The organism is Pseudomonas sp. Leaf15 (assembly GCF_001421425.1).
Lineage (GTDB): Bacteria > Pseudomonadota > Gammaproteobacteria > Pseudomonadales > Pseudomonadaceae > Aquipseudomonas > Aquipseudomonas salomonii.
In genome coordinates, this window is sequence record NZ_LMKI01000033.1 from 36,398 (window position 1) to 53,318 (window position 16,921).

19 protein-coding genes are annotated in these 16,921 nt (G+C 60.9%); 9 read left to right on the plus strand and 10 right to left on the minus strand.

The features are described 5' to 3' along the window. Positions 1–4: 4 nt before the first annotated feature. Complete coding sequence (locus ASE80_RS21680) at positions 5–475, minus strand: Lrp/AsnC family transcriptional regulator (RefSeq protein WP_007928270.1); 471 nt, start codon at positions 473–475, stop codon at positions 5–7. Positions 476–602: 127 nt separating this feature from the next. Here ASE80_RS21680 and ASE80_RS21685 point away from each other — a divergent pair, with 127 nt between their 5' ends. The 7 genes from ASE80_RS21685 (at position 603) to ASE80_RS21715 (ending at position 6,699) form a co-directional block, all read left to right on the plus strand. Beyond that, positions 603–941, plus strand: a complete 339-nt coding sequence (locus ASE80_RS21685; protein ID WP_056860744.1) for a hypothetical protein — start codon at positions 603–605, stop codon at positions 939–941. An 82-nt stretch (positions 942–1,023) separates the two neighbouring features. Continuing rightward, entirely contained in the window at positions 1,024–2,727 is a 1,704-nt protein-coding gene (locus ASE80_RS21690) for a GspE/PulE family protein (RefSeq protein ID WP_056860745.1), read from the plus strand. 77 nt (positions 2,728–2,804) lie between these two features. Then, entirely contained in the window at positions 2,805–3,725 is a 921-nt protein-coding gene (locus tag ASE80_RS21695) for an SPFH domain-containing protein (protein WP_053258568.1), read from the plus strand. A 10-nt stretch (positions 3,726–3,735) separates the two neighbouring features. Further along, positions 3,736–4,182: an NfeD family protein gene (locus tag ASE80_RS21700; RefSeq protein ID WP_056860746.1), complete on the plus strand. Its 447-nt coding sequence runs from the start codon at positions 3,736–3,738 to the stop codon at positions 4,180–4,182. Between the two features lie 69 nt (positions 4,183–4,251). Then, complete coding sequence (locus tag ASE80_RS21705; RefSeq protein ID WP_043046966.1) at positions 4,252–4,566, plus strand: DUF2388 domain-containing protein; 315 nt, start codon at positions 4,252–4,254, stop codon at positions 4,564–4,566. A gap of 165 nt (positions 4,567–4,731) precedes the next feature. Further along, positions 4,732–5,397: an outer membrane protein gene (locus tag ASE80_RS21710; protein WP_056860747.1), complete on the plus strand. Its 666-nt coding sequence runs from the start codon at positions 4,732–4,734 to the stop codon at positions 5,395–5,397. A gap of 159 nt (positions 5,398–5,556) precedes the next feature. Then, positions 5,557–6,699: a DegT/DnrJ/EryC1/StrS family aminotransferase gene (locus tag ASE80_RS21715; protein ID WP_056860748.1), complete on the plus strand. Its 1,143-nt coding sequence runs from the start codon at positions 5,557–5,559 to the stop codon at positions 6,697–6,699. 72 nt (positions 6,700–6,771) lie between these two features. On the opposite strand, the gene gcvH is transcribed toward ASE80_RS21715, so the two are convergent. The 9 genes from gcvH to ASE80_RS21760 all read right to left on the minus strand — a co-directional run bounded on the left by gcvH (position 6,772) and on the right by ASE80_RS21760 (position 16,244). Next, positions 6,772–7,155 carry a glycine cleavage system protein GcvH gene (gcvH, locus tag ASE80_RS21720; protein WP_056860749.1) on the minus strand — a complete coding sequence of 128 codons (384 nt, stop codon included), beginning with the start codon at positions 7,153–7,155 and terminating at the stop codon, positions 6,772–6,774. 52 nt (positions 7,156–7,207) lie between these two features. Then, positions 7,208–8,290, minus strand: coding sequence for a glycine cleavage system aminomethyltransferase GcvT (gene gcvT / locus ASE80_RS21725; protein WP_056860750.1), 1,083 nt, complete (start codon positions 8,288–8,290; stop codon positions 7,208–7,210). 156 nt (positions 8,291–8,446) lie between these two features. Further along, the gene (locus ASE80_RS21730) at positions 8,447–10,063 is read right to left on the minus strand and encodes an ABC transporter permease (protein WP_056860751.1); all 1,617 of its coding nucleotides are present in this window, start codon (positions 10,061–10,063) and stop codon (positions 8,447–8,449) included. Between the two features lie 180 nt (positions 10,064–10,243). Beyond that, positions 10,244–11,248: an extracellular solute-binding protein gene (locus ASE80_RS21735; RefSeq protein ID WP_056860752.1), complete on the minus strand. Its 1,005-nt coding sequence runs from the start codon at positions 11,246–11,248 to the stop codon at positions 10,244–10,246. Between the two features lie 206 nt (positions 11,249–11,454). Continuing rightward, positions 11,455–12,672, minus strand: a complete 1,218-nt coding sequence (locus ASE80_RS21740) for a 2-octaprenyl-3-methyl-6-methoxy-1,4-benzoquinol hydroxylase (RefSeq protein WP_164488408.1) — start codon at positions 12,670–12,672, stop codon at positions 11,455–11,457. A 9-nt stretch (positions 12,673–12,681) separates the two neighbouring features. After that, positions 12,682–13,167, minus strand: a complete 486-nt coding sequence (locus ASE80_RS21745) for a DUF4442 domain-containing protein (RefSeq protein WP_017135271.1) — start codon at positions 13,165–13,167, stop codon at positions 12,682–12,684. After that, entirely contained in the window at positions 13,160–14,347 is a 1,188-nt protein-coding gene (ubiH, locus tag ASE80_RS21750; RefSeq protein ID WP_056860754.1) for a 2-octaprenyl-6-methoxyphenyl hydroxylase, read from the minus strand. Before ubiH ends, ASE80_RS21745 begins: the two co-directional genes overlap by 8 nt. Beyond that, positions 14,344–15,666 (minus strand): Xaa-Pro aminopeptidase, encoded by a 1,323-nt coding sequence (pepP, locus tag ASE80_RS21755; RefSeq protein ID WP_056860755.1) that lies wholly within the window; start codon positions 15,664–15,666, stop codon positions 14,344–14,346. Before pepP ends, ubiH begins: the two co-directional genes overlap by 4 nt. Before the next feature lie 20 nt (positions 15,667–15,686). Next, positions 15,687–16,244 carry a YecA/YgfB family protein gene (locus tag ASE80_RS21760; RefSeq protein WP_017135268.1) on the minus strand — a complete coding sequence of 186 codons (558 nt, stop codon included), beginning with the start codon at positions 16,242–16,244 and terminating at the stop codon, positions 15,687–15,689. A 138-nt stretch (positions 16,245–16,382) separates the two neighbouring features. Here ASE80_RS21760 and ASE80_RS21765 point away from each other — a divergent pair, with 138 nt between their 5' ends. Continuing rightward, the gene (locus ASE80_RS21765; RefSeq protein WP_003177365.1) at positions 16,383–16,592 is read left to right on the plus strand and encodes a TIGR02449 family protein; all 210 of its coding nucleotides are present in this window, start codon (positions 16,383–16,385) and stop codon (positions 16,590–16,592) included. Next, a complete protein-coding gene (locus ASE80_RS21770; RefSeq protein ID WP_003213956.1) occupies positions 16,589–16,906 on the plus strand; it encodes a cell division protein ZapA in 318 nt (105 codons plus the stop codon). Before ASE80_RS21765 ends, ASE80_RS21770 begins: the two co-directional genes overlap by 4 nt. The last annotated feature ends 15 nt before the right edge of the window (positions 16,907–16,921 follow it).

Genomic DNA, 16,921 nt, shown 5'->3' on the forward strand with positions numbered 1-16,921 from the left:
CCTGTCAGCGCAAGACTGGCAGGCTGGTGGTGGACTTGATCTCCGACAAGGCTACGATCGAGTTCACCTCCTGAATCCCCGGCACCATCGACAGCTTCTCGAAGAAAAACCGCTCATACGCCTCGATGTCCGCCGTAACAATCCGCAGCAGAAAATCCACCGCGCCCATCAGCACATAACACTCCAGCACTTCCGGAAACCCGCGAATCGCCTCGGTGAACTCGGTGAAGTTGGAACGGCCGTGGGCGTTGAGTTTGACCTCGGCAAAAATCTGCGTATTGAGGCCGATCTTCTTGCGGTCCAGCAGCGTTACCTGGCCGCGAATCACCCCTTCCTCCTTGAGCCGCTGGATACGCCGCCAGCACGGCGACTGGGACAGGCCCACCTGTTCGGCGATCTGCGCACTGGACAGCGAAGCATCCTCTTGTAGCAGGGCCAGAATGCGGCGGTCATAAGCGTCCAACTCACTGTGCATAAAAATACCTTTGAATGTTCTTATCCTGAATTGATCTATTCAATAAATCGCAGATAGAGCCAATCTTAGATAAGAAATCTCCCGTGTCGAATGTAAAAATTTCTCCAGTCGAATTTGGAGAGTCAGCATGCACGCCGTCGAAACCACTCACACCTGCGCACGCGTCGATGCATGGGCCGTCAACAGCGCCCATTGCCAGGCGCATTATCAGATCGTCGCCGAGGCCGAGCCGGACGTGCTGTGCCGGGTGCTCAACTATTTCGCTTTGCAGTTCCTGACCCCGCAACAGGTGAATGTGAGCCGTGAAGACGACCTGTTGAACATTGATATCGTGATGGACGGTTTAAGCTGGCACCGCGCCCAAGTGATCGGTGAAAAGATTAGAAACCTGATCAGCGTCTGCTCGCTGGACGTGTGGCGGGCCGATTCCCTGCGGCCTGCAGCCGTGACGGCGGCCAGCCTGTAAAAGCCGGCAATACTCACTGGGAGGCGGATACTCAGGGGCAGGCTAGCCTGGGTTTACACCCCAAGCCCACCAGGAAATACCCATGCCTACCGCCTTGCGCACTCACCGATTGGAACTGCATCAGTTGCTGCCGGCGCTGGTCGAGCAAGGGCTGATAACTGCAGAGGTGGCGCATTCATTAGCCACGCTGCCCGCCACCCGGCAGCACCCTCTGGAATGCATCGCAGCACAGGGGCTATGCCTGGAAACCCTGACGCAATGGCTGGCCACGCACGTCGGGCAGCCTTATCTGCGTATAGACCCGCTCAAGATCGACGTGGCCACCGTGGTGCCGTTGATGTCCCATGCCTTTGCGCAGCGCCATGGGATCCTGGCGGTGGCGGTGGATGCGCAGACCGTCACCGTCGCCAGCGCCCAGCCCCATGTCCGCGACTGGGAAGCCGGGTTGGCGCAGGTGCTCAAGCGCTCGATCAAGCGCGTGGTCGCCAACCCCACGGCTATTGAACGCTGCATCGGCGAGTTCTACCGGTTGGCCAAATCCGTCAGCGGCGCCGATCAAAAAGCGACGGTGGCCGGCAACGTCGAACTGCTCAGCCTCGGCGCCAGCGATCAGGAGCCGGATGCCAATGACGCGCATATCGTCACTATCGTCGACTGGCTGTTGCAGTACGCCTTCGAGCAGCGGGCCAGTGATATTCATGTCGAACCCTGCCGCGACCAGGGCCGTGTGCGTTTTCGCATCGACGGACTGCTGCACGATGTGTATCAGTTTCCGCCTCAGGTCACGATGGCGGTGGTCAGCCGCCTCAAGAGCCTGGGCCGGATGAATGTCGCGGAAAAACGCAAACCCCAGGACGGCCGGGTCAAGACCAAAAGCCCGGCGGGCATTGAGGTGGAACTGCGCCTTTCGACCTTGCCCACGGCGTTTGGTGAAAAACTGGTGATGCGGATTTTCGACCCACAGGTGCTGCTCAAGGATTTCGATCAGTTGGGTTTATCACACGACGACCAACAGCGCTGGCACGCCATGACCGGTCAGGCCAACGGCATCATCCTGGTCACCGGGCCAACCGGCTCCGGCAAGACCAGCACCCTCTACGCCACGCTCAAGCAACTGGCGACTCGCGAGGTCAACCTGTGCACGGTGGAGGACCCAATCGAAATGATTGAACCGGCCTTCAATCAGATGCAGGTGCAGCACAACATCGACCTGACGTTCGCCAGCGGCGTCCGCGCCCTGCTGCGCCAGGACCCGGACATCATCATGATCGGTGAGATCCGTGACCGGGAAACCGCAGAAATGGCGATTCAGGCCGCGTTGACCGGGCATCTGGTGCTGTCGACGCTGCACACCAATGATGCGCCCAGTGCCATCAGCCGGTTGCAGGAGCTGGGCATTGCTCATTATTTGATCAAAGCTACCCTTATAGGGGTGATGGCGCAGCGTTTGGTGCGGCTTTTATGCCCGCATTGCAAACGCCCGGTGGGCGCGCCGGGCACCGCGCATGAAGCTGTCGGCTGCGCAGAATGCCGCGACAGTGGTTATCGAGGCCGCGCCGGGCTCTACGAAATCATGCCGATGAGCGAGGCGCTCAAGGCGCTGATCACGCCAGGCGCCGACGTGCAGGCTCTGCGCCGGGCCTCAGTGGAGCAAGGCATGCGCAGCCTGCGCATGGCCGGTGTCGACAAAGTGAACGCCGGGCTGACCACCCTGGCAGAGGTGTTACGGGTAACGCCTGGGGATCCTGGGGATTCAGAAACAAATGATTTGATTGTTGGCCCGTGAAACCGTCCTTATCCGTGACTGGGCCGTTACAATCGGCCATACGTCGTATCACTGACACCATCAGATAGGGAATCGCTATGCAGATCGGAACCGTACTGCTTCTTTTCGTGGGTTTGGCCGTTGCCATCCTGTTCATGGGTTTTAAAGTGGTGCCCCAGGGCTACCAGTGGACTGTCGAGCGTTTCGGCCGCTACACCAACACCCTCAAGCCTGGCCTGAACATCATTATTCCGATCATGGACCGCATCGGTCGCAAGATGAACGTGATGGAAAGCGTGCTGGATATTCCACCGCAGGAAGTGATCACTGCCGACAACGCCACCGTGCAAATCGACGCCGTGTGCTTCTTCCAGGTGGTCAACACCGCCCAGGCCGCCTACGAGGTCAATAACCTCGAGCACGCCATCCGCAACCTGCTGCAAACCAACATCCGCACCGTGCTTGGCTCCATGGAACTGGATGCCATGCTGAGCCAGCGCGATGGCATCAACGAAAAACTGCTGCGCACCGTGGATGAAGCCACAGCGCCGTGGGGCATCAAGATCACCCGCATCGAGATCAAAGACATCAGCCCGCCTGCCGACCTGATGGCCGCCATGTCCGGCCAGATGAAAGCCGAGCGGATCAAACGCGCGCAAATCCTGGAAGCCGAAGGCCTGCGGGCATCGGCGATCCTGACGGCCGAAGGTAAAAAACAGGCGCAGATCCTTGAGGCCGAGGGCAGTCGCCAGGCGGCTTTCCTGGAATCCGAAGCCCGTGAGCGTCAGGCCGAGGCCGAAGCCCGTGCCACCCAAGTGGTCTCCGAGGCCATCGCGTCGGGCAACGTGCAGGCGGTTAACTACTTCGTCGCGCAAAAATACATCGATGCCTTGGGCAAGCTGGCATCGGCCAACAACAGCAAAGTCATTCTGATGCCGCTGGAAGCCAGTCAGGTGATTGGCGCCGTCGGTGGCATCGGCGAAATCGTCAAGGCAACCTTCGACAACAAGAAAGGCTGAGGCAACTGCCATGTGGGATTTCCTGCAGCATCTGTCGTTCTGGGATTGGCTGGCGCTGGGTACGGTGTTACTGATTCTGGAAGTGTTCGGCGCCGGCGGTTACCTGCTGTGGATGGGCATCGCCGCTGCCGCTGTAGGCGTGATCAAGTTCCTGGTGCCGCCGCTCGGGCTGGAATGGCAACTGCTGTTGTTCGCCGTGCTGTCGATTTTGACCGCCGTCTATTGGTGGAAACGCCAGCGCAGCAGCGCCAAGGTCAGTGACCAGCCGGGGCTGAACATGCGTGGCTCGGAGCTGGTTGGCCGCACGTTTGTAGTGCATCAGGCCATCGTCGATGGCCGGGGCAAGATAAAAGTCGGTGATGGCGTGTGGATGGCGACCGGCCCGGACAGCCCCGCAGGCGCTCAAGTCCGTGTCATTGGTCAGGACGGCGTGATTTTACAGGTCGAAACTGTTTAGTCAGTGATGGAACTCGACTGAGCTATCTACAATCAAACTGTTCAGATAACCCAGTCGGAGTCACCCATCATGCGTCTCAAATATGCTGTCGCAACCCTCGCTGTGCTTTCCCTTCCTGTCGGTTCAGCCATGGCCGACAGCTTTTGGCGTAATGTCATTTCATCGGGCGCCACTACCGGCTCGACGTACCTGACCTTCAAGGACCACAAGCTGGTGGTCGCCGCCCAGGACGACGCAGGCAGCTTTGTTGCCAGCGACGGCGGCATCCGCGGTCCATACCTGGAAGCCGCCATGCAGAAAGTCCGCGCTGACAACCCAGGCCTCAAGGCCACGGACATGGAATTGGCCAACGCTATCCTCGCCAAAAATGCTGTGACCGAGTAAAGCGCTTATTAAAATGCCGCTCATTGAGAGCGGCATTTTTTTGCGCCGCTTTTTCCTACGGCGCCGCTGCAAGAGCGGGTGACTGAACAGGATAAGTCCTGTCGACCACTTCGCCCGCCCAACAACAATCTATCGATTCCTTCTTTACCAAGCGAATCGACCACCATGCAAAAGCTGTCTTCCCTTCTACTGCTCGCCGCTATCGCAGCACCTTATGCCCAGGCAGAAGGCTGGTATGGCTCGGCCAAGCTCAACAGTGCTCGTCAGAATCTTTCCAGCTCGTTGCTGACCAGCCCGCGCGTGACGAATCAGATCGAAGCGCCGGACAGCAGCAAAGCCTTCACCGGCTCGTTCGCCGCAGGTTACGCCTTTGCCGACGGATGGCGACTGGAGGGTGAATACACCACGCGTAGCAGCTCGACGTTCGATTCCTATTGGGCGCCCTTCAATGCCAACGTCAATCGACTGGAGGTCGATAGCCAGCGCTGGATGCTCAACGGCTACAAGAACATCCCGATCAACGATTGGCTGTCCTTCTACGGCATGGCCGGTGTCGGTGTGGCGCAAATTGATGCCGAGGGTTACCAGGGCAACCCCAACCGTCAGTTCGCCACCAACCGTCAGTACAACTTCGCCTACAGCGTGGGCCTGGGCCTGGACGCCAAAGTCAGTCAAAACCTCACCCTGGGCACCGGCTGGCGTTATGTGGACATGGGCCAGGTTGAGACCGGCTACAACACCTTCGTCAACCGGGCGAATGCCAAGGATGAGCAGCTCAAAGGCAAACTCAAAGAGCAGAATGTGTTCCTTGAAGCCCGCTTGTCCTTCTGATGCACCCACGAAAATGCCGCTTTGTGCAGCGGCATTTTTTTGCTCGTAACATGACGATTCATTCACGTGTGACAGGCTATATTCAGTCGAACCGTGCAACCATGCGGTACTGACACGTTTATTACTCATCGCCTATCTGAAACGGATGCCTTCGTCGTTATGAGCCAACAGCCCTTTCTGCCGTTTTCCAAACCTACCATTGATGAAGCCACCATCTCGGCGGTGGGCGACGTACTGCGCTCGGGCTGGATCACCAGCGGGCCAAAAGTGCAGGCGTTCGAAGCACAGCTGTCGGAATACTTTGGCGGCCGCCCGGTGCGGACGTTCAACTCCGGCACCTGCACCATGGAAATTGCCCTGCGCATCGCCGGGATTGGCCCAGGGGACGAAGTCATCACCACGCCGATCTCCTGGGTCGCCACTGCCAACGTGATTCTGGAAGTCGGCGCCACGCCGGTATTTGCCGATATCGACCCGGTTACCCGCAATATCGACCTGGCCCAGGTGGAAGCTGCAATCACCCCACGGACCAAGGCGATCATTCCTGTGTACCTGGCGGGCCTGCCCCTGGACATGCCGATGCTGTATGCACTGGCCAACAAGTACAACCTGCGTATCGTCGAAGACGCCGCCCAGGCACTGGGTTCCAGCTGGGATGGCGAACGTATCGGCGCAACCGGCGATTTTGTATCCTTCAGCTTCCAGGCCAACAAGAACATCACCTCTTCCGAGGGCGGTTGCCTGGTATTGAACAATGCCGAAGAAGCCCGCCTGGCCGAGAAATATCGCCTGCAGGGCGTTACCCGCACGGGTTTCGACGGCCTGGACGTGGATGTGTTGGGCGGTAAGTTCAACATGACCGACATCGCCGCAGCCATCGGCCTGGGCCAGTTCGCTCATATCGAGAAGATCACCGCCCACCGCCAGAACCTGGCGCGCCACTACTTCAAATGCTTCGGCAGTGATTTCGAAGCACAGTACGGCGCACAACTGCCACCGGCAGACTTCGAAAACAGCAACTGGCACCTGTTCCAACTGGTATTGCCGGAACGTCAGGATGGCAAGCCGGCACGCGCCACCTTCATGGAACAGATGCAGGCGCATGGCGTCGGTATTGGCTATCACTACCCGCCGATCCACCTGCTGAGCCTGTATCGGGCACAGGGTTTCAAGGAAGGCATGTTCCCGGTGTCGGAACGTGTTGGGCGTTTGATCGTGTCGTTGCCGATGTTCACGGCGATGACGGAGGCGGACGTAGAGCGGTCGGTTGCGGCGGTTAAAGCGGTATTGAAAGCGGGTTAAACAAAAAAACGCTGCTTGCCACAATCAATGTGGGAGCTGGCAAGCCAGCTCCCACATTGATTTGTGCCGGGTTTACTCGCCGATGGCAGCTTTGTAACCCGCAGCATCCAGCAGTTTTTCCAGATCGGCCGGGTTGCTTGGCTTGAGCTTGAAGATCCAGGCGCCGTAAGGGTCGGTGTTCAACAGCTCAGGCTCGGCGCTCAGGGCGTCGTTCACTGCAATCACTTCGCCAGCGATCGGCGAGTAGATATCCGAAGCGGCTTTTACCGACTCCACTACACCCGCCTGGTCTTCGGCAGCAAATACGTTGCCCACTTCAGTCAACTCAACAAACACCACATCACCCAACGCTTCCTGTGCATGGTCGGAAATCCCGACGGTCACAGTGCCGTCAGCTTCCAGACGGGCCCATTCGTGACTTTCGGCAAAACGCAGGTCAGCTGGGATATCGCTCATAATCTGTGTCCTCAAGAAGAAATGTCAGCGGCCTTCGGCCTGCCGGAAATAGTTAGATCAAGGTTTTGCCATGGCGTACGAAGGTCGGTTTGACCACTCGAACCGGGTACCACTTGCCGCGGATTTCCACTTCGGCCCGATCGGCGGTGGCCGTCGGTACGCGCGCCAGGGCAATGGATTTGCTCAGCGTAGGAGAGAAACTACCACTGGTGATCTCCCCTTCGCCAACATTGGCGATACGAACCACTTGGTGAGCGCGCAAAACTCCACGCTCCTCCAGTACCAGCCCGACCAATTTGTACTGCACACCCGCCGCCAGCTCTGCTTGCAGCGCGCTGCGGCCAATGAAGTTGCGACCGGCAGGTTCCCAGGCAATGCTCCAGGCCATGTTCGCCGCCAAGGGCGAAACCTGCTGGTGGATATCCTGGCCATACAGGTTCATGCCGGCTTCCAGGCGCAGGGTATCGCGAGCGCCAAGGCCAATGGGTGAAATACCCGCGCCCACCAGATCGTTGAAAAAGCCCGGTGCCTGATCGGCAGGCAGCACAATCTCCAGGCCGTCTTCGCCGGTATAGCCGGTACGGGCGATAAACCAGTCGCCGTCAGCGTGGCCTTCAAAGGGTTTGAGCTGATGAATCAGGGTGCCGCGCGACTGGGTGACCAGCTCGGCGATTTTCTGCCGGGCGTGGGGCCCCTGAATGGCAAGCATGGCCAACTCGGGCCGCTCCTGCAGTTGCACCGAATAGCTGCCCAGTTGCGCCTGCATCCAGGCCATGTCCTGGTCGCGGGTGGCTGCATTGACCACCAGCCGATAACCGGCTTCGGTGCGGTAGACGATCATGTCGTCCACCACGCCGCCCTGCTCGTTGAGCATGGCGCTGTAGAGCGCACGGCCGCAGCCATGCAAACGGTCGACATCATTGGCCAGCAGGTGCTGGAGCCATTCCTTGGCCTGAGGGCCGGTGACATCGATCACGGTCATATGAGATACATCGAACACCCCGCAGTCGCGTCGCACCTGATGGTGTTCTTCAACTTGCGAGCCGTAGTGCAGAGGCATATCCCAACCGCCAAAATCGACCATTTTCGCGCCGAGGGCGAGATGCAGGTCATACAGAGGCGTACGCTGTCCCATGGGTTTCTCCTTCCGGGCTTGGCGAAGGTGCGCGGAGCTGCTGTTTGCGCTGAACGCCTTGAATTACAAGGCCTGCAGCCACGCCCAGCGACTCGCTCCGAAAGACGAAGCGCACCGAATGCCGCGCATTGTAGCCGCAAGCCGTAGGACTGGCACCTAACCGATTTGCCGCGCAGAGCGTCGGATCAAGCCGATGACCGGCAGCAGCCCCACCAGCACAAGGGTCAGCGCCGGCAACGAGGCTCGCGCCCATTCTCCCTCACTGGTCATTTCAAAGATGCGAACTGCCAGGGTGTCCCAGCCAAATGGGCGCATCAGCAAGGTTGCGGGCATTTCCTTGAGCACATCGACGAACACCAGCAACGCCGCGCTCAACGTGCCCGGCAGCAATAACGGCAGATACACTTTGCAAAACAGTCGTGGCCCGCTCACCCCGAGACTGCGTGCCGCTTCGGGCAACGACGGGCGGATTCGCGCCAGGCTGTTTTCCAACGGCCCGTAAGCCACCGCCAGAAAGCGCACCAGATACGCCAGCACCAGTGCCGACAGGCTGCCAAGCAGCAAGGGTTTACCCGCGCCGCCGAGCCAGCCCGACAGCGGCACCACCAGCTCTCGGTCCAGGTAGCTGAACGCCAACATGATCGACACTGCCAGCACCGAACCCGGCAGCGCATAGCCGACATTGGCCAGGCTGATACCGGAGCGAATCGCCCGGGTCGGCGCCAGCCGGTTGGCAAAGGCCAGTATCAGCGCCACGCTGACCGTGATCAGCGCCGCAATGCCGCCCAGGTAAAGGGTGTGGACGATCAGGCCGGTGTAGCGCTCATCCAGGTCAAAGCGGCCGCGCTGCCAAAACCAGGCGACCAGTTGCAGCAGGGGGATGACAAAGGCGCAGGCGAACACCACACCGCACCACGTGCTGGCCGCCGCCGCCTTGAACCCATGCAGGTGATACAGCGCCTGGCCCCGTGGCCGCTCATTGCTCGGGCGGCTGGCACCGCGGGCACGCCGCTCGCCGTACAGCACCAGCATCACCACCAGCAGCAACAGGCTGGCGAGTTGGGCGGCGCTGGAAAGGCTGAAAAAGCCGTACCAGGTCTTGTAGATGGCGGTGGTGAAGGTGTCGAAGTTGAACACCGAAACCGCGCCGAAATCCGCCAGGGTTTCCATCAAGGCCAGGGCCACGCCGGCTCCAATCGCCGGCCGCGCCATGGGCAGCGCGACGCGCCAGAACGCCTGCCAGGGCGATTGCCCCAGCACTCGCGCCGCTTCCATCAGGCCTTTGCCCTGGGCCAGAAACGCCGTGCGTGCCAGCAGGTAGACGTAGGGGTAGAACACCAGCACCAACACAATAATTACGCCGCTGGTGGAGCGCACGCGCGGCAGCCGCAGGCCGGTGCCGAACCATTCGCGCAGCAGGCTTTGCACCGGGCCGGCGAAATCCAGCAGGCCGACAAACACAAAGGCCAGTACGTAGGCGGGAATGGCAAAAGGCAGCATCAAGGCCCAATCGAGCCAGCGCCGCCCAGGAAACTCGCAGAGGCTGGTCAGCCAGGCCAGGCTTACGCCCAGCAGCGTCACCCCCACTCCCACGCCCAACACCAGGGTGAGGGTATTGCCCAGCAGGCGTGGCATCTGGGTGTCCCACAGGTGCGACCAGATTTGCGCGTCGATACTCTGCCAGGACAGCAACAGCACGCTCAGCGGCAGCAGCACCAGGGCGGCGACGCTGAAGACCGGCAGGTACCAGCGGCGTTGGGCGGGGTGGGCCAAGGGCTAGCTCTCAGGGTGGTAAAAAATTCAAGTTGAATACAACGCAATGTGGGAGCTGGCTTGCCTGCGATAGCATCATCTCGGTGTGTCAGTTACACCTGGGTGATGCTATCGCAGGCAAGCCAGCTCCCACACAAGCCCGCTCCCACATTTGGTTCGGCGCTTGCCTGCAAATTGTAGTTAGTTCCAGCCGGCGCGATCCATCAGGCGGATAGCCTCAGCCTGGCGCTTGCCGGCCACTTCCACCGGCAAGGTATCGGCCACGAACTTGCCCCAGGTCGCCACTTCCGCCGATGGCGGCACCGCCGGGTTGGCCGGGAATTCCTGATTCACGTCGGCGAAGATCTGTTGCGCTTCAGGCGTGGTCATCCACTCCACCAAGGCCTTGGCCGCTTCCGGGTGCGGTGCGTGTTTGGTCAGGCCAATGCCCGACAGGTTAACGTGCACGCCACGGTCGCCCTGGTTCGGCCAGAACAGTTTTACCGCCAGGTCCGGCTTCTGCTTGTGCAGGCGACCGTAGTAGTAGGTGTTGACGATGCCCACGTCGCATTGCCCGGCGTTGATCGCCTCCAGCACGGCGATATCGTCGGAGAACACGTCGGTGGACAGGTTGTTGACCCAGCCTTTGACGATTTCTTCGGTCTTCGCCGCACCATGGGTTTCGATCAGGGTGGCGGTCAGCGACTGGTTGTAGACCTTTTTCGCCGTGCGCAGGCACAGGCGGCCTTCCCATTGCTTGTCGGCCAGGGCTTCGTAAGTGGTCAGGTCACCCGGCTTAACACGGGCAGTGGAATAGGCGATGGTCCGCGCACGCAGGCTCAAGCCGGTCCAGGCGTGGTTTGAGGAGCGGTATTGCAGCGGAATATTCTTGTCGATCACCGCCGAGGTGAATGGCTGCAGGATGCCCATTTGCTCAGCCTGCCAAAGGTTGCCGGCGTCGACGGTGAGCAACAGGTCGGCGGTGGCGTTCTCGCCTTCGGCCTTGATGCGCTGCATCAGCGGGGCTTCCTTGTCGGTGATGAACTTCACCTGCACGCCGGTCTTTTGGGTGTAGGCATCGAACACCGGCTTGATCAGTTCGTCGATGCGCGAGGAGTAGACCACGACTTCGTCGGCTGCCTGCACGTTGGTGCTGCCGATAAGGGTGAGTGCCAGGGCAGTCAGGAGGCGCTTGGGTGCCAACATGGGTGCGGTCTCTCATTTGCAAAAAGAGGGCAAATGATAAGGACTCACATTTGGTAGCGCTTGCTGGAGGCGTTACCAGATGTTGCGCAGCGTTTTCCCTTGTGGGAGCGGGCTTGCTCGCGAAGGCGTCTTGTCAGTCGATACATGTGTAACTGATACACCGCTTTCGCGAGCAAGCCCGCTCCCACAGGGGGACGCATTGCAATTCAGGGTTTGGCCAGTTCCGGGAGGTCGCCGGTCAGGCCGAGGGCCTGGCGGACGAAGACGGCCTTGGCTTCGGGCATCTGATCGACCATTTTCAGCCCGGCGTTGCGCAGCCAGCGCAATGGCAGCTGGTCGGCCTGGAACAGGCGCTCAAAGCCTTCCATGGCCGCCATCAGCGCCAGGTTATGCGGCATGCGCCGACGTTCGTAGCGGCTCAGTACCTTCACATCAGCCAGGCGCTCACCGCGTTCGGTGGCTGCCAGCAGCACCTCGGCCAGCACCGCCGCATCGAGGAAACCCAGGTTCACGCCCTGCCCCGCCAGCGGGTGGATCACGTGGGCCGCGTCGCCGATCAACGCCAGGCCTTCTGCCACGTAGCGTTTGGCGTGTCGTTGGCGCAATGGCACGCACACACGTGGATCGGCGCTGAGCACCGTGCCGAGCCGCCCCTCAAAGGCGCGCTCCAGCTCTCGGCAGAAGTTTTCGTCGTCCAGCGCCATCAGGCGCTCGGACTCAGCCGGTGTGGTCGACCAGACGATCGAGCACCAGTCTTCCTGCCCATCGCGCACCAGTGGCAAAAACGCCAGCGGGCCAGTGTCGGTAAACCGCTGCCACGCCGTGCGCTGATGGGGTTGGCTGCTGCGCACGCTGGTGACGATGGCGGTATGCAGGTAGTCCCACTCGCGGGTCGCTGTGCCGGTCAGGCGGCGTACGGCGGAGTTGGCGCCATCGGCGGCGACCACCAGCGGCGCACGCAGTTTACGACCGTCAGCAAGAGTGAGCAGCCAGTCATCGCCGGAGCGGCGCATCTGTTCCAGGCGGGCATTGGCCAGCAGGCCCAGGTCGCAGTCATGCAGGCGGTCGAGCAAAGCGTCCTGAACCACGCGGTTCTCGACGATATGCCCAAGCACTTCGGCGTGCACACTGGCCGCCGAGAAGTGGATCTGCCCGGTGCCGCTGCCGTCCCACACTTGCATCTCGCCATAAGGGCTGGCGCGCCGCGACACAATGCCGTCCCACACGCCGAGGCGCTCAAGGATGCGCTGGCTCGCGGCCGACAAGGCGCTCACCCGTGGCTCGAAGGCAGCCTCACGGTCAAATGGCTTGACGCTCAGCGGGCTGCCGTCGAGCAGCAGCACCTGCAGGCCACTGCCCTGCAACGCGAGCGCCAGGGCGCTTCCGACCATTCCGGCCCCGACAATCAGCACATCTGCGCGCATGTCCATGCTTTAAGCCTGCTTTGCTGGCGGCTTGCGCCGCACGTAAAGGGTTTTGTCGACCCGCGCCACCAGGGTGCCGGAGCCGTCATGAATCTCGACCTTGAGGTGGGGCAGGTACTTCTCGCCACCTTCGGTTTGCCGGCGAATCTCGTCCAGCAAGGCGTCGTCGATGGAGAACTCGGCGTACACCGGGCCTTTGCCCGGCGACACAAAGTCGATGCTCGCGGCCTTGTCCCACACGATGTAGTCGCGGCCCAGGTTCTCCATCAACAGCAACATGTAGAACGGGTCAACCATCGAATACAGGCTGCCGCCAAATTGCGTGCCGACGTAATTACGGTTGTACCAGCCCAAGCCCATGCGCACTTTGACATGACGAAAGTCAGCGCTCATGTGCTGCACGCTTATCCCCGCCCCGAGATAAGGCGGATAAAGGGTCATGACCCAACGCAACAGCCGCGCTTTACCCAAACGTTGGATCAACCACTTACGCATCGGGGCGCGTACCCAAGCCCATGGCCTGACGGGCGAACCAGCGTTTGGCCGGCGGTAGCAGGTCCAGGCCAAGCAGGCCCATGTTGCGGCCCAAAGCCACTAACGGCTGGGCACTGCCAAACAGGCGTGTGACTTGATCGGAGAAGCCCACTGTGAGCTTCTGGTCCAGATGCTGGCTTTCGCGGTAGCGCTGCAAGGTCGCCAAGTCGCCCGGCACCTGCGGCCCGGCCAACAAGGCTTCGGCCAAGGCATTGGCATCGCGCAGGGACAGGTTGAACCCCTGCCCGGCAATCGGGTGCAGGCTGTGGGCGGCATTGCCGAGGATCGCCAGGTGCGAGCGCACTTGTTCTTCGGCTTCCACCAGCGTCAGCGGGTACAGGTGCCGCGCGCCGACTTGCTTGAGGGTGCCCAGGCGGTAGCCGAACACGCCCTGCAGTTCGCTCAAGAAACTGCGCTCATCGAGGCTGGCCAAACGCTGGGCGTCCATGCCGATGCGCGTCCACACCAGCGCGCAGCGGTTGTCCGGCAACGGCAACAGGGCCATCGGGCCTTCATCGGTAAAACGCTCGAAGGCCTCGCCGTTGTGGGCTTCGCTTGGGGTGATGTTGGCGATCAGCGCGCTCTGGTTGTAAGGGCGGGTTTTCACGCCAATACCTAACTGCTCGCGCAAACCGGAGCGGCCGCCATCGGCCAATACCGCCAGGTCGCATTCCAGCACGGTTTCATCGTTGAGGGTCAGGCGATAGCCGTCAGGCAGCGGCTCCATACGTGTGACTTCCGCCGGGCAGCGCCAGCTCACCACCTCTTTGTCCAGGCCTTGCCACAGGCACTGGCCGAGCCAGGCGTTTTCCACCACATAGCCGAGGGCCGGCACGCCTTCTTCCATGGCGGACAAGCGCGCAGTGGAGAAACGCCCCCGGTCCGACACATGAATCTGCTTGATCGGCTCGGCGCGGCGGGAGATGTCCTGCCACACACCCAGGCGCTGATAGATCTGACGGGCACCGTAAGACAACGCCGAAGAACGTGCATCGTAGCTCGGTTGGTAAGTGTCACCCGGCGCGAACGGCTCGATCAGCACGATCTTCCAACCCCGCGCCTTGGCACCGGCCTGCAAGGCCAACGCCAGGCTGGCGCCGACCAGGCCGCCGCCGATAATCGCCAGGTTGACCCGGCTCATCGGGCAGCCGCCATCAGCGCTTCGATCTCGGCGACGGTTTTGGGGACGCCGCCGGTCAGAATCTCACAGCCTTGCTTGGTCACTATCACGTCGTCCTCGATGCGTACGCCAATGCCACGCCATTTCTTTGCCACGTTCTGGTTGTCCGGCGAAATATAAATCCCCGGCTCCACGGTCAACGCCATGCCGACTTCCAGCACACGCCATTCACCGCCCACCTTGTATTCGCCCACATCGTGCACATCCATGCCCAGCCAGTGGCCGGCGCGGTGCATATAAAAGGCACGGTAGGCTTCACTGGCGATCATCTCGTCGACGTCACCTTGCAACAACCCCAACCTCACCAGCCCGGCGGTGATGACCTGCACGGTCGCCTCGTGGGCCTGGTTCCAATGTTTGTTCGGCGCAATCTGGGCGAAGGCGGCTTCCTGGGAGGCCAGCACAATCTCGTAGATCGCCTTTTGTTCGGGCGAAAACTTGCCGCTGACCGGCCACGTGCGCGTGATATCGCTGGCGTAGCAGTCAATCTCGCAACCGGCGTCGATCAGCACCAGGTCGCCGTCCTTGAGCAGCGCGTCATTCTGCTGGTAGTGCAGGATGCAGCTGTTGCGCCCGGCGGCGACGATGGAGCCGTAGGCCGGCATCTTCGCGCCGCCCTTGCGGAACTCGTAATCCAGCTCGGCTTCGAGGCTGTATTCATACAGCCCGGCGCGGCTGGCCTGCATCGCCTTGACGTGGGCCGCGCAGGAAATACGCGCGGCCTCGCGCATCACCTTCACTTCTGCCGCCGATTTATACAGGCGCATGTCGTGAAGCAGATGATCCAGGGCAACAAATTCGTTCGGTGGCTGGGCGCCCAAGTGCGCTTTGGAACGGATCACGTTGATCCACTCCATCACATGCCGGTCGAATTCGGCGTTGCTGCCCATGGCCGAATACACCCGGTCGCGGCCTTCGATCAGGCCGGGCAGGATGTCGTCGATATCGGTGATGGGGAACGCATCGTCAGCGCCAAAGTCGCGAATGGCGCCTTCGGTGCCGGCGCGCAGGCCGTCCCACAATTCGCGTTCGGCGTTGCGTTCGCGGCAGAACAGCACGTACTCGCCATGCTGGCGACCGGGCATCAGCACGATCACCGCTTCAGGTTCAGGGAAGCCGCTCAGGTACTGGAAGTCGCTGTCCTGGCGGTAGACGTGCTCGACATCACGGTTGCGGATGGCCACGGCGGCGGCCGGCAGGATCGCGATGCTGTTGGGTTCCATCTGCGCCATGAGCGCCTTGCGGCGACGGGTGTATTCCGCTTTCGGGATATGAATCATGGGCAGATGGGTTTCCTTGCTTAGTGCAGCGACGGCTTGGGTGCGGCTGGCTCAGCGGATTTTTTGGTCTCGGTGAACAGCAGCAGCGGCGCGACACGCAGGTATTCCATCACTTCCATATAGTCGCCTTCGCCGTCTTCGGATTCTTCCAGGGCATCTTGCACCTGGGAGATGGCCGCCAGGTCTTGCAACACTTCCTTGGCGTCGGTGCTCAGTTCCAGGCCGCCGGCGTTTACGCCGAAGCCGTGCAAGAAGCCCTGGCACCATTGGCCCAGTGCGGCGGCGCGCTCGGTGAGCGGCGCGTCGTCGGTCGGCAGCAGCAGGACCACGGTGACGTCATCACCGGTCAGCTCGCCCTTGACCATCTCTTGCAGGCCGATCAGCGCGTTACGCACGTTCTCGGTAGGTTCGGTTTCCAGCAGCTCGGCCACATCGGCCAGCCAGTTGTCGGCATCGAAGCCAACACCCGTGCAGCTGCGGCCCAACAACACGCCGTGCAGTTCGGCAGGCGAGCAAGGATGACCGCTGGAGCTCAGCAGTTTGGAAAAAGCGTCGTACGGGGAGTTTTGAATAGGCATGGTGAGCTAGGCGCCAGACGGCGCAATGTCTAGAATGAAGCGCTGTATCCTAGCACCGGCAGACGTACCAAGACTATCGAGGGCGTCAGATCGTTTATCCTGAAGTTGCCATTCATCAGACAAATCCAGTGGAACCCAATGGAAGACACCGACCTGCAAGCGCTGATGGCCAGACTCGAACTGCTAATTGATCGGGTCGAGCAACTTAAGAGTCAAAACGGACTCCTATTAGCTCAGGAAAAGACCTGGCGCGAGGAACGCGCTCACCTCATTGAAAAAAACGAAATCGCCCGGCGTAAGGTCGAATCGATGATTTCGCGCCTGAAGGCCCTGGAGCAAGACTCATGAGTTCAAGCAATAGCGTTACCGTGCAGATCCTCGACAAAGAATATTCGATCATCTGCCCCCAGGAGGAACGCAGCAATCTGGTGAGTGCTGCCCGCTATCTGGACGGCAAGATGCGTGAAATCCGCAGCAGCGGCAAAGTCATCGGCGCCGACCGTATCGCTGTGATGGCCGCGCTGAACATTACCCATGACCTGCTGCATAAGCAGGAACGGCCTGACGTGCAGGCCAGCGGCTCGACACGTGAGCAGGTGCGTGACCTGCTCGAACGCGTGGATCTGGTACTTTCTACCGACCCAGAGCCACCCAAGGGCTGAATGACGCGTCTGTTT